Raw genomic sequence first — 21,793 nt, 5'->3', positions numbered from 1 at the left:
TACCACCTATTGTAATCAATAAATTAATGACTAATGACAGAACAATCAACTTTGTGATAGTAATCTACTCCATATTTAACCTAAAAAGTCTAAATTAGACCATAAAGTATATACTAAATTGAATATTATGCATACTAAACAAGTTGGCTATCTCCTTTTGTTTGTTCTATACGTTTTTTCCTGCAAGCCGCAAAATAAAAATGTTTCTACACTTTCAAATGATGAAAGGCTTTGGTATAAAACGCCTGCCAAAGACTGGTTTGAAGCACTGCCCATTGGTAACGGTCGTTTGGGGGCCATGATTCATGGCCATATAAACAGAGAACATTTACAACTCAATGAAGAAAGCCTTTGGGCTGGTACTCCAGAAAACCCATATCCTGAAAATGTTCAAATACATTATGAACAGTTCCAAAGATTAAACCTGGAAGGTAAATTTGAAGAAGCTCTTAAATATGGTATGCAAAATTTAGTAGTTGAACCCACATCTATACGATCATACCAGCCATTGGGGGATTTATTTATAACATTTGATCATAATACTAAGGCCACTAATTATAAGCGAAGTTTAGATTTAAACCGTGGTATTTCAAGTGTAACCTATGAAATTAATGGTAATCGCTATCTGCGGGAGTCATTCATTTCCTCAAAATATGATGTTCTGTATTATCATTTTAAAAGCCTGGATAATGCTCCTGTAAATGCCGAAATCTCTTTTAAACGGGAAAAAGATATTGAACAGGTTCCAGAACACAATCAATTACATATTAAAGGACAGATTTTTGATGATATTAATGCCTATGACGACAATAAAGGAGGGTCGGGAAAAGGTGGAAAACACATGAAATTTGATGCCAGAATTGGACTTAGTAATGATCAAAATACTACGACTAAAGGCAAGAACATGTTGTTATCCAATACCAATGAATTTACAATTATATTAAGCGCTGCTACAGATTATAATATAAACCTTTTTAATTACGACCGTAGTATCTCCCCCGGTCAAATCACAAATTCAGCAATACAAGCTGCTAAAAAGGTTCCTTATAAACAAGCTAAAGAAGAACATATCCATCAGCATTCCAGTATGTATAAAAGGGTTCAATTTAAGATAAGTGATATAACGAAAGATACGATCCCGACAAACCTTCGTTTACAACAAGTAGCAAATGGTAACAACGATAATTACCTAACTCAGGTATTTTTTCAATATGGGCGCTATTTACTGATGAATAGCTCGGCATTCAGGGCTAAATTACCTGCAAACCTACAAGGTATATGGAACAAAGACATGTGGGCAGCATGGGAATCTGATTATCATTTAAACATTAATTTACAAATGAACTATTGGGCAGCTGATCTCTGCAATTTATCAGAAACCATTGATCCTTTATCTGATTTCATGACGATGCTAGCCGACAGGGGAAAAGAAACTGCCAAAAGATATATAGGTTCGGAAGGCTGGATGGCTCACCATTCAACGAATATCTTCGGAAGAACCAACCCCAGTGGTTCAACAAAATCCTCTCAGTTAAACAATGGCTACTCTTACCCTATTGCCGGATCCTGGATGACGCTTACCCTATGGAGGCACTATGAATTTACAAATGACAAAAACTATCTTGAGAAAACGGCCTACCCCCTGCTTAAAGGTGCTTCCCGTTTTGTGTTGGATTTTCTAAAAGAAAATGAAAAAGGAGAATTAGTAACAGCTCCATCTTATTCTCCTGAAAATTCATATATAGACCCAACAACAGGTAAAGCCATCAGAAATACTGTAGCGGCCACTATGGACATCCAAATAATTAGAGACTTATTCAAAGCCTCAATTGAAGCAGAAAACATATTAAAAATATCAGGGGGGCTTACAAAAGATTTAAACATCGCATTATCCAAATTACCAAAAACAAGGATCGGGGCAAATGGTACGATCATGGAATGGTACGAGGATTATGAAGAAGTTGAGCCCGGTCATCGTCATATCTCCCATCTTTATGGATTATATCCATCCAATCAAATTACTAACGATACGCCTGAGTTAAAAGAAGCAGCTGTAAAAACAATAGAAAGACGTTTAGCTTCCGGCGGAGGGCAAACAGGATGGAGCCGCGCATGGTTTGTTAATTTTTTTGCCAGATTGCAGGAAGGAGACAAAAGTTTAGAAAGTATAAATGGCTTGCTGTCAAAGCAAGTGGCTCTTAATTTATTAGATTTACACCCTCCTAAAATATTTCAAATAGACGGTAACCTTGGAGCCACCGCAGGTATTGCTGAAATGCTACTTCAATCACATAATAATGGTATTGAAATTTTACCTGCATTACCCCATGACTGGCCAACTGGCCATATCACCGGATTAAAAGCCAGAGGTGGTTTTATAGTTGATATATTCTGGGAAAATGGTAAAGCGACCACTATAAAAATTCTATCACAGAGTGGTGGAAAAACAAGTGTTCATTATAAAGGCCAAATATTTCATTTAGAAATGAAATCCGGTGAAGAAAAATTATTGGACATACTCTAATTTAATATGAAACGTGCACAAATATAGCCCTTAGTAGTTTTAAGGTAGCAGTCATAAAACCTTTAATTTTGTAATCAATAAAAATCGAAATAATTCATTCTGAAATCATTAGGAAGATATATACAAGCGTGATTTCTTTTTTTTATGCTTTGATCTTTTAAATACATTGGAAAGCCTATTAAGCCGTTAGGACAATTAGATATAAGTAATATGTTGACTTCTTTTAATGGATTTTTAGGTTCAAAAAAATACCTGTTTTAATTTCCACGAGTTGTTAAGTGTCTATCTATACTGCTTTCTGTAATATTTAATTGGGCCCCCTCTTCTGATTTACTAAAATCTCAGCTAATTATAGAAGAAACTCTTTTTTTAACAGCAGCTTCCATTTATCTAAGAACTTTTCGGAACTTGATTTTTAGATTATTTTAAATGATTTGATTTAATTCTTATCAATATTAAAGAATCATTATTTAAATGACTGTTGGAAACCTGTTTACATTTTTATAATATATATACACTGCAGGCTCTTTGCCTAATGCACCGAACCACTGTGGACAATAAGGTGCCATCCATATACTATCCCCTTTTTTAATAGGATACCATTTATCAGCTAAACGATATATACCCTGACCTTCTAAATAAATCAATCCATGCTCCATAATATGTGTTTCTACAAAAGGAAGGTTAGCTCCTGGGCTATAAGTGAAAATATTTACTGCCATATCAAATGATAAATCGTTTTCATCAGGTAAAAGATTTTGCATCAATAAATCCGGATCTTCACAATAGATAGTTTGTTCTATATTAGATTCATGATTAACAAGCACTTCAGGAGATGTATGACCTTCTAATGGTTCATATTTTTTATGAAAAGTTAAAACTCTAGTACCTTCTGCTGCTTTATCAAATGTATAACTCTGATCAATAGAAACGTAAGCATAGGATCCCTTTTTTAATTTTGATTTATTTTGATTTAAATATAAATCACATGACCCCTCTAATATGTAAAAGAAAATCTGTGAATGTTGGGTCTTTCCTTTCAACTGACTCTGACTATTTAGCGTAATAAGGAGTTGGCAAAAATTAGCTCCCATAGCTTCATTGATAACGACATTAACCTCACAATTTGTCCATCCGGGTACTACACTATTCACAAATCCATCTCCAGTAATAACTGCATGGTCTCTTTCTACTATTGTATTTGATAATGCGGTAAGGTTTATTTTATTCATAACTATTTATTTTTTGTATTTGATATTTCAATTATTTCCTCTATAAAATTATTACATACATTCAAAGCTTCGTTTATATCCTCAGGTGCTGTATATTCTAATGGGTTATGACTTATTCCGTCTTTACAGCGTACAAAAAGCATAGAAACGGGTGCTACTTTAGAAATCATAACAGCATCATGTCCTGCACCACTAGGAATTTCTAGGAGGCTATTTATATTTGCTTTTTTAATACTTTTACTTAGAGCTGCTTTTAATTGAGCATCACATGAAACTGATGGATTAGTCTGCATTATTTCCCAATGGTAATTAAGCCCTCTTTTTTTAGCAATAGTTTCAGCTTTATATTTTAATTCTTTTGTAATCTCTGCTAATAATAAATCATCTGGACTACGCACATCTAGACTATGGGTTACAACACCTGGAATAACGTTAGATATATTAGGTTCTACATTTAGCTTTCCAATTGTAGCAACCAATTTATCATTATACGCTTTTCCTATCTTTTCAACTTCTAAGGTAAACTCAGCTGCTGCACATAGTGCATCACTTCTTAAATGCATTGGATAGGTTCCTGCATGTCCACATACCCCATCCCAAGCAATATTAACTCTAGTTTGAGTAGCTATACTACTTACTAAACATAATGGTAAATCTTTTTCGCATAAAACAGGGCCTTGTTCAATATGCACCTCAAAATATCCTAACCAATCTTCTTTCGGAATGTATTCCTTAAAAATATGAGTAACATTGCCTTCATTTTTTTCAACAACTTCTTTCAATGTATGAACATTATCATCCTTCCGATTTAGCCATATCTCATCAAATTCACCTACTAATGCAGAACTTCCTAAATATGCAGTATTAAAACGAGAGCCTTCCTCATCTGCAAAAGCTACTATGTTTAAATGAAAAGGCAATTCAATAGCATTTTCAGAAATTCTTTGGGCGACTTCTATACCTAACAATATTCCTAAAGGCCCATCATATTTCCCCGCTTTAAAAACTGTATCGTAATGAGAGCCTATAACAAAATGCTTTGCTTTTGCCCTAGGACTTTTCAATACGCCTCTAATATTCCCTATACTGTCTTTAAATACTTCCATTCCTGCATTTTCCATCCATTGTATTAACAAATCACCGGCCCTTTTATGTGCTGGTGTTCCATAAAACCTAGATAAACAATGGCTTTCATCACTAATACCTCCAAGGTTTTCTATACGCTCAACTATTCTTTTTACTTCTACTTTCATTAACTATTTCAATACACCCCTATTATAATAACTCTTTCAATGCTCCAATAAGCATGTTTACATGGTTTTTAGTACAGCTTTCTCCCATAATACCTATACGCCATATCTTCCCTGCAAAATCTCCTAGACCTCCTCCAATTTCAATGTTATAATCTTTTAATAATTTACTTCTTAAAACACCTTCATCCGTTATCCCTTCAGGTAAGTAAACAGCATTCAAGTTTGGTAATCTATTTTCTTCATTGACTAAATAATTAAATCCTAATTTCTCTAATTCACTCTTTAATACTCTATAAACCTCTTGATGTCTAGACCACCTATTTTCTAAACCTTCTTCAATAACAAGGTTTAATGCTTCATGGAGAGCAAACACTGAAGATACCGGAGCTGTATGGTGATAGGCTCTTTTTGCTCCTACCCAATAGTTCTTCACTAAATTTAAGTCTAAGAACCAACTTTGTACTTTTGTTTTTCTTTGCTCTAACACTTTTACTGCTCTGGGTGAAAAGCTAACCGGTGATAACCCCGGGGGTGCACTTAAGTTCTTTTGTGTTCCTGAATAAATAGCATCAATACCCCATTCGTCTACCTTAAGTGGCACTCCACACCATGAGGTTACTGCATCTACTACTAGCAGAGAATTTGCTTCATGTACTAATTCACTTATTTCTTTCAAGGGTTGTAAAGCTCCTGTTGAAGTTTCTGCATGCACTAAGGCTACCAATTTTGGTTTTGGACAATTTTTTAAGGCTTCTTTAATTTGATCTGTTGTAGTTACATTTCCCCATGCCGTGTTAATTTTATGAACTTTTACACCACAACGTTCCGCGATATTAACCATACGTCCTCCAAACACCCCATTAATACAAATTATGCATTCATCTCCTGGCTCTAAAAGATTCACCAAACAGGTTTCCATTCCTGCACTACCTGGAGCAGACACTACAAAGGTCAGTTCATTTTTAGTTATAAACGTTCTTTGCACCATATCTTTTACTTCATCCATCATGCTTACAAACTGAGGATCTAGATGTCCTATTAAAGGCGTAGCCATTGCTTTTAAAACTCTGGGGTGGGCATCTGAGGGCCCTGGCCCCATTAAATATCTTTTCTGAGGATTAAATGAATATGTCATATGTTATTTTATTTAATGTTTTAATTTATCTGCTTTTATAATACTCTTTCAATAGTTGGGCAACAACATCTATAGCAATTTCTTTAGGAGTATTTCCTCCAATACCTAAACCTACCGGACACACAACATGCTCCATACCTTCCTTGATATTCAAATCTTCAACAAGCATTTTGTGGAATCTTGAACATTTGGTCTTACTTCCTATCAAACCCAGATATTTGGTTTTTTTTGGAATAGCCATGGCTATTATATCCAAATCAATACCATGATCGTGGGTCATAACCAATACATAACAATTGTCTCCCCACTTAACTGCATCTCTGAATGTTTTAAAGTCTGTTATATTTACTGAAGAAGTTAATGTTTCTTTGCTTACTTCAATTAAATCAAACCAGCCTTCTCTGGAATCGATTAAATTAACTTGAAAAGGCGTTTTCTCTAAAAGTTTGGAAATCTCAACCCCTATATGCCCTGCTCCAAATAAAAATAATTCTGGTGACTGATTCATTGGTTCTATTAATAAGTCTACTTTTCCTCCACAACATTGTTCAAATTTAGGCCCTAGTGTAAATGATACTTCTATAACGTTATTTTCATTAATTGCTTGGATTGCTTTTTCAATAATTTCGTGCTCCAATTTGCCTCCTCCAATAGTGCCATATATGCTTTTATTTTTATCGACTACCATTCTAGAGGCAACATTACATGGTGCAGACCCAAGAACCTTCGTCACAGTTACAAGTGCCACTGATTCCTTTTTAAGTTGGAACGTATTTAATATTTCGACCCAATTGAACATGCTAATTGATGTATTCTGACTCTTTTTATTGTTTTATTTTTCTGTTTTTTAAAATTTTAGAAAAAGAACGCATCCTAATTTCCTCTAACGTTAAACCAGTTGCTAATACTTCATCGGTTGTAATAGCACCACTATTGAGTGCTTTTAAAAAATAATTTAATAAGCCTTGACCTGTTGCTGCGTCGTCAAAAGTATCGCCTATTAAAGTTGCCTGAGCTGCTTTTTCCATAAAAGCTCTTAATCGTAATACAGCGTCATCATAGCTTTCTAAAAAGAAGGCATAAACCGCAGCATATCGCATTGGTAATTGTGCAGGGTTTAAATCCCAACCTTGATACATGCCTTTATATAATGAATGCCTGATATGCTTATAGCCTTTTAACCAAGCTCTATGTACAACTTGCTTGTTCTCTTCCTCTTGGCCTGGAGTTATGTTTTCATTTCTATGCGGGCCAATTGGCATTGTATTGGTAGCGCCGTCTGATAACCAAATACCTGTATGCGCTAAAGCTACCTTGGTTGTATAATGGGCATAATCACAAACTGCATGATCCATATCCTGATAACTAGCTGTAATATTATTTGAAGCTGTATAATCATAAGTTCCAAAGTGAGTAGCAATGCACCTTCCTTTACTAGCTTGAATAAATCGATATAAAGGATTTGTCCCTTTATAATCCATTACAGCTTGTGTAGTTTCAACCATCATTTCCATTTTTAAAACTCCTGGTTTAAGATTAAAAGCTTCTTCTATAACTTCAAAAAAAGCAATCAATGCTTCTATTTGTTCTGGTATAGTAACTTTAGGTAACATTACCACAAAATTCTCTGGTAATCTTCCATTTGTTTCTGATAGCAGTGTAGTTAAAAAAAGATCCAAAGTACGTAAGCCTCGTTCTTTTAATTCTTCTGTAAAAGGTTTAATTCTAATCCCCATAAAAGAAGGCAATGTTTTTTCAGCCATCCCTTTTGCTACTTCTCTTGCTGCAAAAACAGCGGTGTCATCTTCTTCTTTATCAGTACGATTTCCAAAGCCATCTTCAAAATCAATTCGAAAATCTTCTATAGCTTCCTTTTTTAGTTTTGCAATTACCTTTTGATAAATGATATAAGAGAATCCCCCCGGATGTTTCTTTAAATCTTCTTCAGAAAACGAATTCAGCTCTTTAACCTGCATTAATTGTATTGACTCATCAGAGGATAGGTTTTCACTGCCTTTTAACTGAAATGCCTTTCCGAATTGAACAAAATTAGGAGCATATTTCAAAAAAGTGGTTAATGCTTTTTGCCCTAATTGCTGAGTTAAATCATATCTAAACAAATTAGCTCCGCCATATACAGTGTGTATGGGTTGTCTTTCTTTTCTATCCCCTTTGTATATTTTATTAAATGCAAGGTTAGCTTCTTTTAAATCGTTAAAAATGCTTTCTTTTTTATATTCTGATACACTTATATTCATATTCTTCTTATTATTATTAAATTCTAACTTCCTCTATAAGTTGAATAACCGAACGGATTTATTACTAATGGAACATGATAATGATTCTTATCAGTCACTTCAAATTGCACGGTTACCTCAGGATAAAATCCCTTTTGATTATTTTTTTTATAATACTCTAACGTATTAAATACCATAGTATAAATACCCGGAATTAAAAATCTTGCAGGTGGTAAAACATCTAAAATTCGCCCGTCATTATTCGTTATACCTACACTTATTGGTTTCCATTGGTTATCCTGTAATCCCTTCAATGTAATTACCATATGCTTTGCTGGAATACCTAAAGACGTATCTAAAGCATGTGTTGTAATATGACTGCTTAAATTGGTTTTTTCTGGTAGTTCGTCAATAAGTTTTGCCAACCTAATTACTGTAATTTTATGTTGCTCATTCATGGCCACAAAAATTTCATCTTCTACTTGATGGTGTAATCTTGAATTTACAATGGCAAGCATTTCTTCGGCTGATTTACCACTTGCACTAACAATAAAAATATAGCCGAACTTATCTTCGTATTGTTGATTAGCTTTAGCTAAAGCTTCAATAGTTTTTATATTGGCCTCTTCAACCTTAGCTTGCTCATTTCCAGCCCAGGTTGCTGTATGAGCATATTTTTCTTTTAAACTTTCTACATTACCAATTTTTGGATGCCCGGTAAAGGCTTCTTTAAAATCTTTAACATCGCAGTCATTAAACCAGATTGAAGCCGCTTTATCAACAAGGTCTTGTTCTGAAGAAAAAGGTCTGGATTTAACCATTCCTGTCACCCATTTTATTGAAACACAGCATTGTTCCAATTGTTTGAAAGCTTCTTTTTCTGATAATGAATTAAGTTGATTTAATGTTATCATAATTCTTATTTTGATGCGCCTTGATTAATCCAGCAATTGATCATATCGCGTTCTTCTGGTGTCATTTGAGTCTGATTATTATTAAAGGGCATATTTTTACTAACTACCACACGTTGAAATATTTTATCTCTTAAATTATAAATCTGCTCGGGGGTATCATATTTCACTCCATTAGGAGCCACCTTCCATATAACATCGGTTGGGTTTGATGAGTGGCAAACTGTGCATCTATTACTTATTATTGTTTGAATTTCTGCAAACGAAACGGTTTCGCTGCAATTTTCATATTTGGGCTTTTTTGGAGCTGTTATAAATGCCATTCCAAATAAGACCACTATTGAAACTGGCATTACCCATACTGAGAGCTGCCCTTTTTCCCGAACATTTAAATAATGCTTTATTCCTGCTGTTCCTAAAGTAATCCCTAAAAGCACAAGCCATTGGTATGTATTCCCAAATGTGCTTGGGAAATGATTACTAATCATTACGAACAATACTGGAAGTGTGAAATAGTTATTGGTGTACGACCTTAAAAAAGCTGCTTTACCATCTGCCGGATTTGGAGGGTTTCCTTTTTTTGCAGCAGCAACCATTCGTTTTTGTCCAGGTATAATTACAAAAAATACATTTCCTGCCATTAGAGTTCCTAAAAATGCTCCAAAATGAATATAAGCTGCTCTACCACTAAATACTTGCGCATAAAACCAAGCAAATAAAAACACTAGAGCTGTAATTGCTAATGTAAATACAACTTTATTTTTACTAAGTCTTCTACAAATTTGGTCATAAATCACCCAACCTATTAGTAATGATGCTATACTTATAGCAATAGCTTCCAATGGTTTTAAGTCTAAAACTTCTGGATCAATTAAATAAGAACTGGCATTAAAATAATAGACAATAGCCAATAGGCAAAACCCAGACAACCAAGTGAAATAAGCCTCATATTTAAACCAATGCAAGTGTTTTGGGATTTCCTTTGGTGCTAATTTATACTTCTCTAAATAATAAAACCCGCCGCCATGAACTGCCCATAAGTTCCCTGCCAGCTCATCTCTTACACCTTCTGTCCTATTGAGAGCATTTTCTAAAAACACAAAATAAAAAGATGCTCCAATCCATGCTATACCAAAGGTTATATGCATTAACCGAACCACTAAATTTAACCATTCAAAGAAATGGCTCTCATAAATTGTTCCTTTTAAAAACAAATACAATATACTTACCCCCCCAACCGAAGCGATTATAATTAAAGCATAAAACCAATTTTGAGCCGTTTGCAACGAATCAGCTTTTTCTTCATCACCTTCAACTTTAAAGCCTTTAATTAAATGATGTATTTTATAAGTAGCTCCTACAATCACAACAAAAATAACAAGCCATGCAATTAGCAACATAATTTCAATTTTCTGATTCATCTTTTAAACCTATACTTCTTTTTATATTTTTAATTTCTAAATAACATCATGCCTTTACCCTCATTAACTATTTTGGAGTCTTTTATCACCTGAAATCCATTTACAAAAACATGCTCTATCTTACCCTTTAACTTTTTCCCTAAATATGGTGTTTGTTTATGCCTATGTTGTATGGAAGACTCTGTAATAGTAATATCTTGGGTATCATTCAAAACTGTTATATCTGCATCGAACCCTTTTTTTAACAGCCCTTTTTTATGGTCTAACCCTAAAAAACTTGCAGGATTTTTTGTTAATAAGGGTATTAATTTTTCAAGGGGTAATCCTCTTTTTTGTCCTTCAGTATATAAAATGGGCAATGTAAATTGTAGTCCAGAAATACCTCCCCATGCTTTAAAAAAGTCGCCTGATTCTAACTGTTTTTGATTTGGTGGCGCGGGAGAATGATCGGATGCTAAAAAATTAAATCCGTCATTTAAAAAATAATCCCATAATAAATCATTGTTTTGCTTTTCGCGTATGGGTGGAGCACATTTATAAATAGGTGCTGCATCCGGAATTTCTTCGGCATTAAAAAACAGATAATGCGGACAAGTTTCAACAGTTAATTTAGTGGTCTCTTTTTTTCGTTGACTAATTTGTTGAATTCCATTTGAAGCTGACAAATGCACTATATGAACTCTTATATCAAACTTTTGTTGAATACCTATGGCTAGCTCAATAGCATTGGTTTCCCAACGTTGCGGTCTAGAACATAAATATTCTTTGTAACTTTTAGGATTGTTAACCTCTGGAATATTTGCATCACTTAACTCGCAATGCAAGAGCAATGGCACGTCATACTTTTTTAAAATTGGTGCAATCGTTTCTAAATGCTCTCTGGTTACATTTGGAAATTCATCTATTCCTGAGTGTGTCAAAAACCCTTTGATACCAAAAACACCTTCATTTATCAAATACTCGATGCTGTTTATATTTGATGGAATTACGCCTCCATAAAATCCGCAATTAACATGTAGCTTATTAAACGCTACTTTTTGTTTTAATTTAAAAGCATCAACAGTAGTTGTTACAGGGCTTGCATTTAAAGGCATCTCTATAAGTGTTGTAACACCTCCTAGAGCTGCCGCTTTAGTTGCTGTATCAAACCCTTCCCAATGCTCCCGACCTGGTTCGTTAATATGCACATGGGCATCTATTATACCGGGTATGACAATTAGATTATTATAATCTAAAAAAGAAACATCAGCTAATGGGTAACGCCCTTTAAAAATATCATGAATTTTTTCATTTTTAATATACAGTGTTGCCTCAATGAACTTGCCATCGATAAAACATAACTTACTATATATTAAAAATTCAGTCATTCAATTATTTGCTGTACAAACTCATTAAAACTTTTTCTGGGGTCATTGGTGCATGAAACTTCAATTCATAATTAGAGTTAAAGGATTTTATAGCATTTTGAATGGCAAAGTAAGCGCCAATGCCATACATTAACGGCGGCTCACCAACGGCCTTCGATTTTAAGACAGCCATGTCGTTCCCTTTAGTTTCAAGTGGAATAATGTCTACATGCCTTGGTACTGAAAAAACATCTGGCACTTTATAAGTAGAAAGCGCATTTGATAGTAAGCGACCTTCTTTATTATAGGCAATCTCTTCCATAGTCATCCAACCTATACCTTGAACTAAAGCGCCTTCGACTTGACCTAAGTCAATACCTTTACTCATACTTTTTCCGTAGTCATGTACAATTTTAACATCATCAAAAACATAAGTCCCACGAAGGCAATCAACCGTTGTTGAAATAATAGCAGTACCATATACATGATAAGCAAATGGGTGTCCTTTTTCTTTTGTTTTATCAAAATGGATTACTGGTGTGGCGTAATGTGCATTCTCGGTTAATGCCACACGCTTAAACATGGCTTTATTTATTAATTCTTTCCAACTTAACTCCGTTTTATTGTTATTTATGTAAACAAATTCATCCTTTAAAGCTATATCATCCTTTGACTCATTAAATTCTTCAGACACAATATCTTTAAGCCTGCTTAACAATGCATTGCATGCTTTTAAAAGTGCCTTTCCATTAAGGTCTGCTGTAGAACTAGCTGCCGAAGGAGATGTATTGGCAACCCGGGTTGTATTTGTTGTTTCTATTTTTATTTTTTTCACATCAATTGAAAACACTTTCGCTGCTATTTGAAGCATTTTTGTATTCACACCTTGCCCCATTTCAACAGCAGCCGTGCTTATACCTACACTGCCATCTTGATATATGTGAACCAAGGCTCGTGAATGGTTCATCATGGTATTTGTAAATGAAATACCAAAGGTTATTGGCATTAATGCCATACCTTTTTTAAAATTTTTATTTGATGCATTAAAATGGTTTATCTCTTCTTCTATACTATTTATGTCAAAAAGTGATTTTGCTGATTCCCAGGTATTTTTAGCTTCGACCTGAGTTGCTATTTGTCCATAAGAAAACGTGTCGTTTTCTTTAAACAAATTGGCCTCTTGAATTTTTCTAGCAGGCACTCCTATTTCCGAGGCAGCTTTAACTATAGCGGATTCTATGACATACATACCTTGTGGTCCACCAAAACCCCGAAAAGCAGTATTGGGAGGCAAATTTGTTTTACAGCTATGCACCGTTGATAAAACATTTGGAATAAAATAACTATTTGTGGCATGAAATAGAGTACGTTCAGCAATTGCAGGTGATAAATCTGCTGCAGCTCCTGAATTTTGTAAAAACTCAACCTTATAGGCCAATATTTTTAAATCTTTAGATAAGCCTATTTTAAATGTACTCTCATAGGGATGCCTTTTCCCTGTCATTCTTAAATCATCATGACGGTTTAATATCAATTTAACCGATTGATTGAGGTGGAATGTTGCCAAAGCTGCCATGGTAGCCCAAGGGCTTGCTTGGTCTTCTTTTCCTCCGAAACCACCTCCTAAACGTGTCACATCAATCTCTATTTTATGCATAGGTAACCCTAAAACATTTGCTACTGTTTTTTGTACCGCTGTTGGCCCTTGGGTTGAAGAATTAATTTTTATGTTTCCATTTTCCAAGGGTTCAGCATAGGCTCCCTGGGCTTCTATATATAAATGCTCTTGTCCGTTTGAATATGTTTCTCCTTCAAAAACATAATCACAATATTTCATAGCTTCGGCTGTATTCCCTAAGCTAAATGACCTAGGTGCATTAATGAAGCTTTTTTTCTCCTTAGCTTCTTTGGCCGTTGTAATGACAGGGAGTTCTTCAATGTCTATTTCAATTAAACAACGTGCTTGTCGTGCAATAAATTCAGATTCCGCAACAATTAGTGCAATTGGCATACCCCAGAAATGAATTTCTTGTTCGGCAAACAAAGGTTCATCTGGAAAAATACCTCCTATTTGATTTTCTCCGGGTATATCTTTATATGTAAAAATTCTTTCAACGCCTTCTAAAGCTTCTGCCTTTGAATAATTAATACTTTTTATTTTTCCATGGGCTTTTGGTGCATCAAAAACTACTGCATAAAATGTACCTTCTTTTATATTAATATCATCTACATATAGTGACTCACCACGAACGTGTGTATATGAATCAATGTTCTTTACGCTTTTCTTAAGAGCTTTTTTTACAGAATTTTTCTTTAATTCTAACTCATTATGTGATTTGTTTTTAGACATATTGAATAAAATTATTTAGTGTGAAAAGATCTGGAAACAACTCAATAAAATGTGCATAAAATAATTGGCGAGCTAACAAGCGTTTGTAATCATTAGATCCGCGAACATCGCTTATTGGAGCTATCTCTTTTTGCATCACTTCATTGGCCTCTATAATTAATTTGGTATTTAAGTTTTTACCTTTTAAAAATGCAGATGTTTTATGTAAGTATTTTGGAATTGCTGCAACACCTCCAAGTGATACATGAGCTTCTATTATTTTACCATCTTCTATAATTATATGTATCGCAGAATTAACACTTGCAATATCTAAATGTGTGCGTTTGCATACTTTCTCGAAATTGAAAAATGAATTTTTAGCAGGCAACTTAAAACGAATGTTTTTTATTAGCTCTCCACCTTTTAAATCATAAGTTTTATAGCTTTTATAAAATTCTTTAAGCGGTAGAACTCTTTCTTTCTCCTTTTTATCAATAATGGTGATCTCACTATTTAGGGCTAAAAAGAAAATAGTCATATCTCCAATAGGTGACGCATTTACTATATTCCCTCCAAAAGAAGCCATATTGCGTATTTGCTCTGATGAAACTAGTTTAAGGTGTTGTTTTAAATTAGGGAAATATAAATTTAACTTTTGATGATTCCATAAATCGGAAACTGTTGTATTGGATCCAATTGTGCAAGTTTCGTTATTGATAGTTATCCCTTTTAAAGGGTTACTACCTGAAATAAGATGTACTTTACCATCTATTAAATTATCTGCTTGCTGTACATATAAATCTGTACCTCCAGATATGAATGTTGTCCCTTTTTGTACTAATGCCTTCTTTTTTAAATCTAATAACTTATTAGGGATGTCTTTAAAGTATTCTGGAATAAAATTATTTTCAATAAGCCAGTTTATAGACATAGAACCCTTATTGAAATTTAATTTTTGACATATATTTGTTGTTGCTTTTTCAATAGATTTATAACCTGTACATCTGCAAATATTTCCGCTAATAGCATTTAAGGCATTGTTCTGATTTTTTTCGATATCGGAAAGTGAAAATCCTGTTAGTGATACTACAAAACCAGGTGTACAAAATCCACATTGTGTAGCATAATTGTCCTTCATAGCTTGCTGAGCAATTGTTAGACTTTGGGTTAAATTAGTACCTTCAACCGTTACAATATGCTTTCCATGAGCATTGCCTAAAGGGGAAATACAAGAGGTTATACTTTTATATGCAACCGTTCTATCTTTCTTTAAGGTGCCTACTAAAACAGTACAGGCACCACAATCTCCTTCCCTACAACCAATCTTGGTTCCTGTTAGCCGTTGCTTATATCTTACAAAATCCAACAAAGTCATCCCATTATTCAAATGGGTTTTTATAACTTTATTATTGAGTATGAATTCAATCATTGATTATTTTTTACTAGTCCTTTCTTTATCAAACATTCTTTAATGGAAATTCACTTTATATTAATCTTTACTTAATTGAATTCATTTTCATATAAAATGCTAAATTTATATTTATATCCTATGCAAGTACATATTTCAGCACAACATTCACTGTTTTAGCAAAAAACACGTAATAAATTCATTTCACCATAAAGCTTAATATGAAATTAGTTTAGACCGTCTAATAGAGTCTTTCTGTTTAGAAGTCCAATTATAAGTTCCCTTGTATACACCACGCCCCTCCCAATCACCATACATGGGATTGGGCAACACAATAAACTTCTTCCCAAATTGAGTTTTTAAACTATCGGTGTGTTGATTTCTTGTAGAAGTTGAATTTACCTCGAAGACTTCTAAAAAGTCAGATAAATTATCCCCTAACAGCATAATTACATTATGCGTTTCTTGAACTTTTTTACGACGAGACCCTTTTTCACCAGAGTCGGTTTTTAACAGTACATGTTCTCTATCTGCATTTGGAAAACCTACCTTTTCAAGGTTTTTAATTGTCTCTCCTAACTGACTTTCATATCTATTTGAAATGTAAAACACTTCTACGCCTCTACTATGTGCATAAGTAAAAAATTCACAGGCTCCCGGTATAGATTTAGCCTCAATTAATTTGCCCCACTCTGCCCACCTTTCTTTACTAAACTCTTCCTTTAATTCAATTAATTTCCCCAAAAAAGGACTGTTATTTAAAACTGTCTCATCAATATCTGTTATAATTGCTAATGGTTTTTGAAAACCATCACCCTTTTTAGAGGTAAAATCATCTAACTGTAATTTAGCCAGATTATATGCTTGATAGGTAAGTGCCCTATATTCACTGGAAATTTGTTGCCATAAAACAGATTGAACTGTATGTTCTTGAATTGGAATATTTATATTATCAATTGTACTACTTAAAACACTATTCCCTTTTGATTGGGTTACACTACAATTAAAAAACATTAAAAAACATATAGCAATTAGTATTAAGAATTTGTACTTAGTATTTCTTTTTAAGAACTTATATCTCATGCTTTTTCTTTTAAGATTCTTTTCATTTTTAATTTTTTGTTTCTAAATACCAACCTTCTAAGGCCGTCCCCAAAGTTCTTTGAAAACTAGATTTGTTTACAACATACTTTCCTGAGGTCAATTTTTGAGGTATAACTCCAAATTCAGCTTTATTTGTCTTTTCATCTAATTTCCTAATTAACATCATATAGGGCCCTTCCCAATTGGCCCAAACCAGTTTATATTCCATATAGATATTTATACCATCGTATTTACTTTTTTTAAACAATTTTGTCCCTATTGGAAATTCCATTTCATTATCAACAACAGCCAATGGTTTCAAAATAGTTCTCATTCTATTTTTTTTAGTTATTTCCTTTATTATAATCGGCTAAAAACTGCGCTAAACCATTATCTGTTAGTGGGTGTTTTAACAAACCCTTTATTGATGATAATGGTCCGGTCATTACATCCGACCCTATTTTTGCACAGTTTACCACATGCATAGTATGTCTTACGGAAGCAGATAGAATTTGTGTTTCAAAACTGTAATTATCAAAAACCTGTTTTATTTCTGAAATAAGGTGTAAACCATCGGTTGAAACATCATCCAGTCTTCCTAAAAAAGGAGATACATACGCTGCTCCTGCCTTTGCAGCTAACAATGCCTGACCTGAAGAAAACACAAGTGTAACATTTGTTTTAATGCCTTTGCCTGAAAAATATTTGCATGCCTTTATACCTTCGGCAATCATGGGTAGTTTAACTACAATTTGAGGGTGTAAAGCTGCTAAAGCTTCTCCTTCCATAATCATTCCATCAAAATCTGTGGCAATTACTTCTGCTGAAACATCACCATCAACAATCTCACAAATTGCTTTGTAATGATTGATAATGTTCTTTTCTCCTGTAATGCCTTCTTTTGCCATTAAGGATGGATTTGTAGTAACACCATCTAAAACCCCTAATTCCTGGGCTTCTTTAATTTCACCTAAATTTGCTGTATCTATAAAAAATTTCATCTTTTTGTTTATATTCCTTTAACTGTTTTAATTAGTTTTTCTGTTTTTAAAAAGCTTCCATAATTAATAGATATGGTAACTACTATAAAATAATTCACTAAGATTATAGGCACGAACTTTATAAAAACACCATAAGTACCAAGCAATGCTGCTCTAATAAAATTTACAATTCTTAGCTTTACTATAGACTCCATGGTAATACTTATCACAATCAATATTGAAGCGATATACCCTAATATTTCAACCCAATTCAATTCTTTCGCTCTCTTTATATTTTAATAATTAAATGTAATACCAGATTAATAATAGCAATTACTGCAGAAGCGATATAGCCCAATATTTCAATCCAGTTTAATTCTTTCATCTCTTTATATTTTTATAGTTAAGCCAACTGCAATGCTAGATTAATCATCTCTTTAAATGAGTTTTGCCTATCACTGGCAGAAATGGCTTGCTTCTTCAATAAATGATCTGAAACCGTTAATATGGCCAATGCTTTTTTTTGTATTTAGCCGCAATGGAGTATAATGCAGCGGCTTCCATATCCACACCTAATACATTATAGGTCTTCCAGCTTAAAAATGGATCTGCTATATGACTCTCTCCATAGAAAAAATCGGATGTTAAAATAGATCCTGTATGGGCACTTAGCTTATTCTTTTCGGCTACTTCATAGGCTTTTTTTAATAATTCAAAATTTGCTGTCGGTGCAAAATCTTTTCCATTAAATCGAAATTTATTCATCCCCGAATCTGTACAAGCACTCATTGCCAGCACTATATCCATGATGTTTACATGTTCCTGAATTGAACCACATGAGCCTATTCTTACCAATTTCTCCACGCCATACTCCTCTATTAGCTCTGTAGCATAAATTGATATTGATGGCATCCCCATTCCTGTTCCTTGTACACTAATTCTCTTTCCATTGAAAAAACCCGTATACCCCAACATCCCTCTAACCTCATTGTAACATTTTGCATCCGTTAAAAATGTTTCTGCAATTAATTTTGCGCGTCGCGGATCTCCGGGTAACAAAATAAAGTCTGCTATACCTCCTTTCCTGGCATTATTATGTACACTCATACTCTTGTTTTATATTATTTTTAAAATAATCTAATATTTCCTCCACATCATTCTTTCTTACTTTATAGTTCCTTTACAAATAGATTATCACTTTTTTCCTCGAAGCCTATTTTTTTTAAATATTTAATATGCTTTGATGCACTACTTTTTGAAACTACTTTTTTGTATCCTTCTTTTATAAAACGTTCCTTTAACCGATGGTACACATATTTACCATTTTTATGATCACGATATTCTGGTATAACATAATCAAGCCCAACATTTAAGGTGTTTTCATTTTCTCGGTGCGCCAAAAACAATCCCGTTACAGCCATATTTCTCAATACAAAAAAACTTACCGTATTCATTTTCGGCTTATAAACAAAGTCTGGGAAAAATTTTTGAATCTCATCTTGATGATAATTAATAAACTTCAATAGATATTTATTATCTCCTCTTATTTCAAGTGTGTCAAAAAGATGGCTTTTAGTATATATTCTAAAAAGAAAGTAAATATCTACAGAAACAATAAACCCATTTAAAACAAAAACAGGCAAAGCGTTAATCAGTAATCCATAAATAGCAAAGGTTCCTGCTCCTATTAGATTAATCCATCTAAATTTCACAATAGAATTCATCATCATAGATACTGCTATAACCCCTGAGGCTATGTATCCAATCCAACCTAATATGTCTATTTCCATAATATTGTTCTTTTACAGTCGTGTTTTAATCTTATCTTTTGTTATTATATGCTGACATGTACTTTAGAATTTCTTTAGATACCTTTTCTCCAGTAAAACCAAACTTTTCATCAAGAATAGGTGCAGGCGCAGAATACCCAAAATGTTCTAACCCGAACACCTTCCCTTTATCTCCAACTAAACCTTCAAGGTTAACGGGTAGCCCAGCGGTAAGCCCAAAACAAGGTAGATGTAAAGGGAGGATACTAGCTTGATATTCTCCAGACTGATTTCTAAACAAACCTTCAGAAATGATTGAAGCCACATTAACTTGTATCTCTTCTGAGGTTTCTAATAGTGTTGCTGCTTCCAAAAGCGTACTTACTTCTGATCCATTTGCAACTAAAGTTATATCTGGTTTTTCTGCCTTTTTAACTAAATACCCTCCTTTTTGTGCTGCTAAAGCTTCTTGATATCTCGGTTTGCATTGTACTGGTATATCTTTAATACCTTGTCTTGATAATATTAACCCTGTTGGTGTTTTTTTGTTTTCTAAAGCTATTTTCCATGCAATACTTGTTTCTACAGAATCTGCTGGACGTAAGGCTAAGAAACTATTCCCTCCTTTGTGATTTTTCAATTTTTCTAATAACCGAATTTGTGCTTCTTGTTCAATAGGTTGATGCGTTGGACCATCTTCACCTACCCTAAAAGCATCGTGTGTCCAAACATACTTAACCGGTAATTCCTGAATAGCACTTAAACGAATAGCTGGTTTCATATAATCTGAAAACACAAAAAAGGTAGCTACTACTGGTATAACACCTCCATGAAGAGCTATACCATTGGCAATACATGCCATAGTTAACTCCGCCACACCTGCTTGTAAAAAAGAACCACTAAAATCACCTTTTTTAAGTGCATGGGTTTTCTTTAAGAATCCGTCAGTTTTATCGCTATTTGATAAATCGGCTGAAGACACAATTATATTTTCAACATGTTCTGCTAAATAGCCTAGTACTCCTGATGAAGCGACTCTTGTTGCTAATCCAACTTTGTGTTCAATAGATTCAAAATCTAATTCTGGAAGTTCTCCCGATAAAAAGAAATTTAATTTATTTGAAAGCACTTTGTTGTTACTTCTCCAAGCTTGAATTTCTGCTTTCTTTTTTACTGCTTGTGCTACTTTCCTCTTAAGTATATCTTTATAAAATATATTGACATCTTCATAAATATCAAACGGACTATCAGGGTTAGCTCCTAAATTCAATAAGGTTTTTTCATAATCTGCTCCTGTTGCGCCTATGGGTTGTCCGTGTAATTCACAATAGCCTTCAAATATATTTCCATTAGCTGTAACACAACCTTTACCCATAATGGTTTTTCCTATGATTAATGTTGGCTTCTCTTTTTCATTATTAGCATCGGTTAATGCCTTTCTTATTTCATCATGATTATGCCCATCAATAGTCAATACTTTCCACCCCCATGATTCATATTTCATAGCTGTATCTTCGGTAGTTACTTCGTCCGTTGAAGTTGATAATTGAATATCATTTGAATCGAAAAACATAATAAAGTTATTCAATCCTAAATGGCCTGCAATTCTTCCTGCACCTTGTGATATTTCTTCCTGAACACCTCCATCTGATATAAATCCATAAATTTTATGATTCATCCAATCTCCAAAACGAGCTTGCAAAAACTTGGCCGCAATAGCTGCTCCTACTCCCATAGTATGTCCTTGACCTAATGGTCCAGATGTATTTTCTATACCTCTTTTAACATCTACTTCTGGGTGTCCCGGTGTAACTGACCCCCACTTTCTAAAGTTTTCTAAATCTTCTTTAGTATAATTTCCTAAAAGGTAGTATTGTGCATACATCAGTGTTGATAAATGGCCTGCATCCATAAAGAATCTATCTCTAAACGGCCACTCCATATCAGTTGGGTCATAATTAAAGAACTCTGAGTATAATATGTGCATAAAATCTGCACCGCCCATGGGGCCTCCAGGATGGCCTGAATTTGCCTTTTCTACCATAGCTACTGCTAATGTTCTTATATTATCTGCCGCAATCTGGTCTATTTCTTTACCCATTGTTTTCATGTGTATATATATTGATTGAAATATTTTTAACTACTCATCAAAAGCAGTTTTATTT

At 33.8% G+C, this 21,793-nt stretch carries 18 protein-coding genes; 1 reads left to right on the top strand and 17 read right to left on the bottom strand.

Annotated elements, in window-relative coordinates; translation table 11 throughout:
* Window positions 1-127: 127 nt before the first annotated feature.
* Complete coding sequence (locus VOI54_RS16520) at window positions 128-2,524, top strand: glycoside hydrolase family 95 protein (protein WP_326284244.1); 2,397 nt, start codon at window positions 128-130, stop codon at window positions 2,522-2,524.
* 470 nt (window positions 2,525-2,994) lie between these two features.
* Here VOI54_RS16520 and allE read toward each other — a convergent pair whose 3' ends face one another.
* From allE to VOI54_RS16435, 17 genes are all read right to left on the bottom strand, one after another.
* Complete coding sequence (gene allE, locus VOI54_RS16515) at window positions 2,995-3,756, bottom strand: (S)-ureidoglycine aminohydrolase (protein ID WP_326284242.1); 762 nt, start codon at window positions 3,754-3,756, stop codon at window positions 2,995-2,997.
* A 2-nt stretch (window positions 3,757-3,758) separates the two neighbouring features.
* Window positions 3,759-5,009 carry a M20 family metallo-hydrolase gene (locus tag VOI54_RS16510; protein ID WP_326284240.1) on the bottom strand — a complete coding sequence of 417 codons (1,251 nt, stop codon included), beginning with the start codon at window positions 5,007-5,009 and terminating at the stop codon, window positions 3,759-3,761.
* A gap of 22 nt (window positions 5,010-5,031) precedes the next feature.
* Window positions 5,032-6,144 (bottom strand): pyridoxal-phosphate-dependent aminotransferase family protein, encoded by a 1,113-nt coding sequence (locus VOI54_RS16505; RefSeq protein WP_326284239.1) that lies wholly within the window; start codon window positions 6,142-6,144, stop codon window positions 5,032-5,034.
* 25 nt (window positions 6,145-6,169) lie between these two features.
* A complete protein-coding gene (gene xdhC, locus VOI54_RS16500) occupies window positions 6,170-6,892 on the bottom strand; it encodes a xanthine dehydrogenase accessory protein XdhC (protein ID WP_326284237.1) in 723 nt (240 codons plus the stop codon).
* 76 nt (window positions 6,893-6,968) lie between these two features.
* Window positions 6,969-8,402, bottom strand: coding sequence for a DUF6986 family protein (locus tag VOI54_RS16495; RefSeq protein WP_326284236.1), 1,434 nt, complete (start codon window positions 8,400-8,402; stop codon window positions 6,969-6,971).
* Window positions 8,403-8,425: 23 nt separating this feature from the next.
* Window positions 8,426-9,295, bottom strand: a complete 870-nt coding sequence (uraD, locus tag VOI54_RS16490) for a 2-oxo-4-hydroxy-4-carboxy-5-ureidoimidazoline decarboxylase (protein ID WP_326284234.1) — start codon at window positions 9,293-9,295, stop codon at window positions 8,426-8,428.
* Between the two features lie 5 nt (window positions 9,296-9,300).
* A complete protein-coding gene (locus VOI54_RS16485) occupies window positions 9,301-10,713 on the bottom strand; it encodes a urate hydroxylase PuuD (RefSeq protein WP_326284232.1) in 1,413 nt (470 codons plus the stop codon).
* Window positions 10,714-10,742: 29 nt separating this feature from the next.
* A complete protein-coding gene (gene allB / locus VOI54_RS16480; protein ID WP_326284231.1) occupies window positions 10,743-12,080 on the bottom strand; it encodes an allantoinase AllB in 1,338 nt (445 codons plus the stop codon).
* A 4-nt stretch (window positions 12,081-12,084) separates the two neighbouring features.
* Window positions 12,085-14,409 (bottom strand): xanthine dehydrogenase molybdopterin binding subunit, encoded by a 2,325-nt coding sequence (locus tag VOI54_RS16475; RefSeq protein ID WP_326284229.1) that lies wholly within the window; start codon window positions 14,407-14,409, stop codon window positions 12,085-12,087.
* Entirely contained in the window at window positions 14,402-15,817 is a 1,416-nt protein-coding gene (locus VOI54_RS16470; RefSeq protein WP_326284227.1) for an FAD binding domain-containing protein, read from the bottom strand. The genes VOI54_RS16475 and VOI54_RS16470 overlap by 8 nt, the downstream gene beginning before the upstream one ends.
* A 195-nt stretch (window positions 15,818-16,012) precedes the next feature.
* Window positions 16,013-16,879, bottom strand: coding sequence for a 5'-nucleotidase, lipoprotein e(P4) family (locus tag VOI54_RS16465; protein WP_326284226.1), 867 nt, complete (start codon window positions 16,877-16,879; stop codon window positions 16,013-16,015).
* 28 nt (window positions 16,880-16,907) lie between these two features.
* The gene (locus tag VOI54_RS16460) at window positions 16,908-17,213 is read right to left on the bottom strand and encodes a hypothetical protein (protein WP_326284225.1); all 306 of its coding nucleotides are present in this window, start codon (window positions 17,211-17,213) and stop codon (window positions 16,908-16,910) included.
* Between the two features lie 10 nt (window positions 17,214-17,223).
* Window positions 17,224-17,880 (bottom strand): fructose-6-phosphate aldolase, encoded by a 657-nt coding sequence (gene fsa / locus VOI54_RS16455; protein WP_326284224.1) that lies wholly within the window; start codon window positions 17,878-17,880, stop codon window positions 17,224-17,226.
* A gap of 8 nt (window positions 17,881-17,888) precedes the next feature.
* On the bottom strand, window positions 17,889-18,134 hold the full coding sequence (locus tag VOI54_RS16450) for a uroporphyrinogen decarboxylase (protein WP_326284222.1): 246 nt from the start codon (window positions 18,132-18,134) through the stop codon (window positions 17,889-17,891).
* Between the two features lie 226 nt (window positions 18,135-18,360).
* Window positions 18,361-18,966, bottom strand: a complete 606-nt coding sequence (gene deoD / locus VOI54_RS16445; RefSeq protein WP_442809397.1) for a purine-nucleoside phosphorylase — start codon at window positions 18,964-18,966, stop codon at window positions 18,361-18,363.
* Window positions 18,967-19,028: 62 nt separating this feature from the next.
* Window positions 19,029-19,649 carry a hypothetical protein gene (locus VOI54_RS16440; protein ID WP_326284221.1) on the bottom strand — a complete coding sequence of 207 codons (621 nt, stop codon included), beginning with the start codon at window positions 19,647-19,649 and terminating at the stop codon, window positions 19,029-19,031.
* Window positions 19,650-19,680: 31 nt separating this feature from the next.
* Window positions 19,681-21,729 carry a transketolase family protein gene (locus tag VOI54_RS16435; RefSeq protein ID WP_326284220.1) on the bottom strand — a complete coding sequence of 683 codons (2,049 nt, stop codon included), beginning with the start codon at window positions 21,727-21,729 and terminating at the stop codon, window positions 19,681-19,683.
* Between the last annotated feature and the right edge of the window lie 64 nt (window positions 21,730-21,793).

It is taken from the genome of Alterotamlana spongicola (assembly GCF_035818475.1).
Taxonomy (GTDB): Bacteria; Bacteroidota; Bacteroidia; order Flavobacteriales; family Flavobacteriaceae; genus Cognatitamlana.
Note: the sequence above shows the minus strand (reverse complement) of the source record. Positions and strands in the feature narration are given on the sequence as shown.